Genomic DNA, 6251 nt, shown 5'->3' with positions numbered 1-6251 from the left:
CTATCTCAGCATTATAGTCACTATTTATACTAGTGCGATTAAGTTCCTTTTTTATAGCTCTTTCACTATAGCCAATTTTATTGGCTATTTGAGATGTTTGGTATCCTAATTTAAGTAATTCTTCTATACAATATCTATTTGAAAGAGTTAAGTGCTTTGGCATTTTTTAGTTCCTTATCGTTTATTTTAGTTTCGTCAAAACCTAATAAACTATATTTGGAACTCTCTTTCAACTATTTAAAACTTTCAGAATACAATCTAGCTCTCTAAAATTTTATCTTAATTTCTATTTTGATTTTTTTTGCTATAATTTCTTCACTATAGTTTTTTAGTTTTATAAAAATATGCAAAAACAGCAAGGTTTTTCTTTGGTTGAGTTAATGGTTGTGATCGCAATTATTGCTATCTTAGCAGCTGTAGCAATACCAATATACTCCAATCATAAAGAACGTGCCTCAATAATTGAGTCAATGAATATAATTGGTAATGTCAAAGCCAGTATCCAAAATGATATTAACAATAACAAAGATATCTCACAACAGACTTATGATCTACCTACAGGCGTCACCGTAACAGGAAGCACTTCAGGGGCAACAATAGACATAAACCTAAGCGAAACTTCTCCATAGTATTTCACCAATGATAAGGATATTATCAGACTTAGTGGTGTAGTTAGTGGTAGCACATTCCAGTGGAAATGCTCTCATAACACAAATGCTTCTACGCTAACATCTAGCAATGTCCCGCATACTTGCGAAAGTACTTTTGTTAGTACTTAGGAGATTCCAGATCGAGTCCGGAATGACAGGTTTTAGTTAATTGTAGTGCGTCATTCCACCGGCTTGTCCATGGAATCTTAGAAGCAATTGGCAAATTGCTTCTGGGTAGCACCACTTTGACATGTTTATTGTAGTGACAGCACAGTGTGCTGTCTTACATAGCCATATATAGCAACTGACAGATCAATGATCTGACACTACATATATTACTAATCGCCTAAAGATTCCCACCTGAGTGGGAATGACTGCTTTTTTTGTAAAGACAACACAAAAGATCAAAATAAGGCCAGAGGCAATCACAAACCCAAAAGCTCTCTAGCATGCGATAGAGTATTTTCTGAAATATCTACTCCTCCTACTATTTTAGCTATCTCTTCAATGCGTTGTTGCTGACTTAGCTCTATAATTTTTGATTCTGTAGTATTTTTAAGATACTTCTTAGATACATGTAAATGTGTTTGACCTTGAGCTGCTACCTGTGGCTGGTGTGTTATACACAACACCTGTAGTCTCTCTGACAGCTTCTTGAGTAACTTACCAACAATCTCTGCAGTAGCTCCTGATATACCGACATCAACCTCATCAAAAACTAATGTTGGATAAGATCTCTTAGCAGCTGATACAGCCTGAATTGATAACCCTATCCTACTTAGCTCACCACCTGATGCGACTTTTCTAACTGGTGCAAGTTGCTCGCCTAGATTGAAGTTAATCATAAATTGACACTCATCTATACCTTTAGATGTCTTATTCTGAGATGACAAAATCTGTGCCACAAAGCTACCTTTAGGTATATTCAAAGAGCGGATATTTTTCTCAACCTGCTTAGAGAATTCTTTTGCGGCTAATTGACGTGCCTGGCTTAGCTCTTGTGCATACTTATCATACTCTTGCTCAAGCTTTTGCTTTTGTTGATTTAGTTGAGCTAATTTCTCACCATCTTGACTAAAACTCTCTAACTCAGCATGAAGCTCTTGGATATACTGATACATATAGCTAGGTTCAACTTTGTGTTTACGTGCAAAGTCATATATCTCGCTCATCCTTTGTTCAATTTTTGCCAGTTCTTCTGGGTCTTGCTCTAGTGATTCTAGTCTATTCTGTGCCTCATCATAGCTTTCTTGAGCATACACCTTAGTTTGCGAAATCAGCTCCTGAAGGTTTTTGAAAGATACTTCATCAAGTTTAGATACTTCTTTTTCAAGGTCAGTTAACATCGCTATAACATTGACATCAGCATCATACATTAAGTTTAAAATATAGTTAAGACTATAACCAATATCATCAACACTTGAGAGATCTTTTTGACGCAGGGATAACTCTTCAAACTCATTCTCTTCTAGATTTAATCCCACAAGCTCATCAAGCTTATACGCCAAGAATTCACGCTGGCTATTTTGTCCATCTACATACTCCTGAAGCTCTGATATCTCTGTATTAACTTTTTGTAACTGATAAAAAGCACTAGAGACTTTTTTTAAAACTTCATCATTATTTGCAAAACTATCTAATAGACTTAGTTGCGATTTAGGATCGAGCAAATCTTGATGAGAGTTCTGACTATAAATATTTATAAGCTTATCTGAGATTTTTTTGACATCTGTAGCCTTAGCAACACTACCATTTATAAATAAGCGACTCTGTTTAGACTTATTAACCACTCTTCTAAATATACATTCATCATTCTCATAATTAACAAAAAGTTCATCTAATAGTCTTTTTGCTTTTTGATTATCTTTGATACAGAATGTCGCTGAAACTTCAGTTACATTACCATCTTGTAAAAACGTTTTTTCTAACCTCGCACCAAGTACAAAACTCAAAGCATCAAGTAAAATTGACTTGCCGGCTCCTGTCTCTCCAGTTAGAACAGTCATACCCTCCCTAAAGTCAATTTCTGTAGATTTTATAATCGCAAAATTTTTAATAGCCAGATGTTGTAGCATACTAATATTACCCGAAATATTGTAACCTCTTCATTATATATACTTTTGTGGAAATTCTAAATTTATTAATAATCGAAAATAGCATTCGATTAAATGAGTAGTAATAGGTAACAAGTTCAAATAATTAGCTTAATTTTACTAATTTATAATTTTTTAAGCTTTGAAAATATATTATAATCAAATTGTATATCTTAAACCAATGTCAAACAAAAAGGATTTACTAAATGCAATTATCAAGAAGAGTTAGGGCTATGCAAGCCTCTCCTATACGTAAGTTAGTGCCATATTCTATAGCAGCTCAAAAGCAAGGCAAAAAGGTTTACCACCTAAATATAGGTCAACCTGATATCAAAACTCCTAGTGAGTTTATGGATGCTATCAGAGCTTTTGATGAAGAGACTATCGCATACTCAGTAGCTAATGGTGAGCCTAGCCTAATCAAGGCAATCTCAAAGTACTACAAAAGATTTGGTATGGATTTTGCTGAAGACGAGATCCTAATTACAAATGGCGGCTCTGAAGCGTTAATATTTGCAGCGATTGCTGTTTGTAATGCTGGCGAAGAGATACTTGTGCCAGAACCTTTTTATACAAATTACAATGGTTTTACAACTGCGGTTGATGTAGCAATTAGACCAATTACTACAAAAGCTGAAGAAGGTTTCCACTTACCTTCAAAAAAAGAGATTCTAGCATGTGTAACCGATAAAACTCGTGCTATCATGATCTCTAACCCAGGTAACCCTACTGGTGTTGTATACTCTAAAGAAGAATTAGAAACTTTGGCAGAAGTAGCTAAAGAGAAAGACTTATTCATAATAAGTGACGAAGTTTATAGAGAATTCACTTATGATGGTCTTACTTGTACATCTTTCGGCAACATCAAAGGTGTTGCAGATCGAGTAATCATAGTTGACTCTGTATCTAAGCGTTATAGTGCTTGTGGTGCTAGAATCGGTTCTCTTTGTACAAAAAACAAAGACTTCATCAAAGAAGTTACTAAACTATGCCAAACTAGACTATGTGTACCTACTCTTGAACAAATTGGTGCCGCAGCTCTTTATGAAGTATCTGAAGATTACTTAAAAGAAGTAAACACGGAATACCAAAAAAGAAGAGATATCACTTTTGAAGCTCTTTCAAAAATGGATAATGTAGTTTGTGAAAAGCCTACTGGAGCTTTTTATGTAATTGCTAAACTTCCTATTGATGATGCTGAGAAGTTCGCATTATGGTTACTAACAGACTTTGAAGATAATAAAGAAACAGTAATGGTTTCTCCTGCTGGGGATTTCTATGCAACCAAAGGTCTTGGTAAAGATGAAATAAGAATTGCATACATTTTAGAAGAAAAAGCTCTAAAAAGAGCTCTTGAGCTTCTAGACAAAGCTATCAAAGCTTATAACAACAAGTAATTTATTTTCTAAGTTTTTGTCCTATAATTTCTTATCTAACAAATTTACTATCAAACATTGATAATGAATTAATCTAAAGGCTATTGATTTAATCACCAAGTCATTCTCGCGAATGTACGCAGGAAATAAATATATAGAGAATCTAAAAAGTAACTACTGTTCTTATATTGTTATGCATATTTTCAAAGCCTTTATTAATATCTTCTATCTTAATATTTGAAGTAATAAGACTATCAATATCAATACGACCATCCATATACCAATCAACAATCATTGGTACATCTGTTCTGCCACGCATACCACCAAATGCTGAACCCTTCCAAGTACGACCTGTTACAAGCTGGAATGGTCTAGTAGATATCTCTTCACCAGCTCCAGCAACGCCTATTATCACACTTTCACCCCAGCCTTTGTGAGCACACTCCAAAGCCTGACGCATAACTTTTGTATTACCAATAGACTCAAAACTATAATCAGCTCCACCTCCTGTTAGACGGATTAAATGCTGCACTAAGTCTTCATCAATTTCATTAGGGTTAACAAAATCTGTCATCCCATATTTTTCTGCTAATGCTTTCTTATCATTATTAGTATCAACACCAACAATCTGCCCTGCTCCAACTAGCTTAGCACCTTGAATAACATTTAGACCAATCCCACCAAGACCAAATACAACAACACTAGCACCAGCCTCAACATTTGCTGTTTTAACAACGGCACCAACACCAGTTGCAACTCCACAGCCAATATAGCAAACTTTATCCAAAGGTGCATCTTTACGAATCTTAGCTACAGCGATCTCCGGTAAAACAGTATAATTTGAAAAAGTTGAACAACCCATATAATGAAAAATCTCTCTACCATCTTGAGTAGTAAACCTTGAACTACCATCTGGCATAAGACCTTTTCCTTGAGTTTCTCTAATTGCTTGACACAAGTTTGTTTTAGGATTTAAACAGTACTCACACTCTCTACATTCTGGAGTATACAAAGCAATAACATGATCACCAGGTTTAACAGATGTTACATTTTTGCCAACCGCTACAACTTCACCAGCTCCTTCATGACCTAATATGGCTGGAAAAAGTCCCTCCGGATCTCTACCCGAAAGCGTATATGCATCTGTATGGCATATCCCAGTAGCCTTAATTTCAACTAGCACTTCATTATCTCTTGGTAATGCCACATTTACTATCTCTACAGATAATGGAGCACCTGATTTATATGCTACAGCTGCTTTTGATTTTATACTCATCAGTAACTCCATAATGATTGATTTAAATTAGCTATAAGGTATATTTTAGATGATTAGAGATAGAGATTCAATAAGAATTTTTTCATGTAAAATAAAGAATTAACCACGATTATAAATATCTTCTAAGCGTACAATATCATCTTCACCAAGATAGTCACCAACTTGAACTTCAATAATTTGAATATCACTATCTGTGAAGTTCTCTAATCTATGCACAGCCTCTTTAGGAATAAAGATATGCTCGCCAACATTATATTGTTTGACATTTTCATCAACAGTTATAGTTGGCTTACCTGTTACCACTACCCAATGCTCAGCCCTTTTGAAATGCTTCTGTAAAGATAATTGTCCTTTAGGCTTTACAGTGATTATTTTAGTTTGACTCTTATCTGTAAAATTAATTGTTTGATAAGTTCCCCAGGGACGCTCGTAGACTTTACCAACTTCATTTAAATTAGACATACCAAACTCCCGTGTCTAAGGTATTTTTTATCTAAATACCATTATCTAATAAAACTATTATTAATTCAAGTTTTCACTAGGTGTAAATTTTAATTGACAAAATTTAAAACAGGTCTATAATTCGCTCACCTCATACATGAAGTACGTGAGAATACAGAAATCATATCTAAGTATTTTTGTATGAGTTTATTGCTTTGAATTACGATAGCAACTAACTATCCACCAAAATTCAAAGCGCTAAAAAACCAATAAACAAAAAAATAAAAAGCTAGATTGTATTCTCAATGTTTATAGAGATACCAAAATGTACTTCATTAGGTGTCAAGTAATTTAAACATTTCTTAGGTCTATTATTCAAGTCTATCTGTAACTTTCTAATGTATTGATGAGATAT

5 protein-coding genes and 2 pseudogenes are annotated in these 6251 nt (G+C 34.3%); 2 read left to right on the top strand and 5 right to left on the bottom strand.

The annotated features are described in order from the left end of the window. Nucleotides 1-163: helix-turn-helix domain-containing protein (locus tag F8C69_RS08515; RefSeq protein ID WP_159183823.1), on the bottom strand; the 163-nt coding region annotated here is incomplete at its 3' end. Between the two features lie 181 nt (nucleotides 164-344). On the opposite strand from F8C69_RS08515, the pseudogene F8C69_RS08510 reads away from it, so the two are divergent. After that, nucleotides 345-779, top strand: a pseudogene (locus F8C69_RS08510) (prepilin-type N-terminal cleavage/methylation domain-containing protein). A gap of 296 nt (nucleotides 780-1075) precedes the next feature. Here the strand turns inward: F8C69_RS08510 and recN are convergent. Continuing rightward, nucleotides 1076-2725 carry a DNA repair protein RecN gene (gene recN, locus F8C69_RS08505; RefSeq protein WP_159184881.1) on the bottom strand — a complete coding sequence of 550 codons (1650 nt, stop codon included), beginning with the start codon at nucleotides 2723-2725 and terminating at the stop codon, nucleotides 1076-1078. Between the two features lie 224 nt (nucleotides 2726-2949). Between recN and F8C69_RS08500 the strand changes: the two genes are divergently transcribed. Continuing rightward, nucleotides 2950-4140, top strand: a complete 1191-nt coding sequence (locus F8C69_RS08500; RefSeq protein ID WP_159184880.1) for a pyridoxal phosphate-dependent aminotransferase — start codon at nucleotides 2950-2952, stop codon at nucleotides 4138-4140. 142 nt (nucleotides 4141-4282) lie between these two features. On the opposite strand, the gene F8C69_RS08495 is transcribed toward F8C69_RS08500, so the two are convergent. The 3 genes and pseudogenes from F8C69_RS08495 to F8C69_RS11500 all read right to left on the bottom strand — a co-directional run. Then, a complete protein-coding gene (locus F8C69_RS08495; protein ID WP_159184879.1) occupies nucleotides 4283-5395 on the bottom strand; it encodes an S-(hydroxymethyl)glutathione dehydrogenase/class III alcohol dehydrogenase in 1113 nt (370 codons plus the stop codon). 99 nt (nucleotides 5396-5494) lie between these two features. After that, nucleotides 5495-5857 (bottom strand): phosphomannose isomerase type II C-terminal cupin domain, encoded by a 363-nt coding sequence (locus F8C69_RS08490; RefSeq protein ID WP_159184878.1) that lies wholly within the window; start codon nucleotides 5855-5857, stop codon nucleotides 5495-5497. A 268-nt stretch (nucleotides 5858-6125) separates the two neighbouring features. Continuing rightward, nucleotides 6126-6251, bottom strand: a pseudogene (locus tag F8C69_RS11500) (IS30 family transposase); the annotation flags it as partial.

The organism is Francisella noatunensis subsp. noatunensis (genome assembly GCF_009823375.1).
GTDB lineage: Bacteria > Pseudomonadota > Gammaproteobacteria > Francisellales > Francisellaceae > Francisella > Francisella noatunensis.
Note: the sequence above shows the minus strand (reverse complement) of the source record. Positions and strands in the feature narration are given on the sequence as shown.

Coding starts and splice junctions, on each gene's coding strand:
- F8C69_RS08495 (WP_159184879.1), bottom strand. CDS start 5,395: ATGAGTATAAAATCAAAAGCAGCTGTAGCATATAAATCAGGTGCTCCA.
- recN (WP_159184881.1), bottom strand. CDS start 2,725: ATGCTACAACATCTGGCTATTAAAAATTTTGCGATTATAAAATCTACA.
- F8C69_RS08490 (WP_159184878.1), bottom strand. CDS start 5,857: ATGTCTAATTTAAATGAAGTTGGTAAAGTCTACGAGCGTCCCTGGGGA.
- F8C69_RS08500 (WP_159184880.1), top strand. CDS start 2,950: ATGCAATTATCAAGAAGAGTTAGGGCTATGCAAGCCTCTCCTATACGT.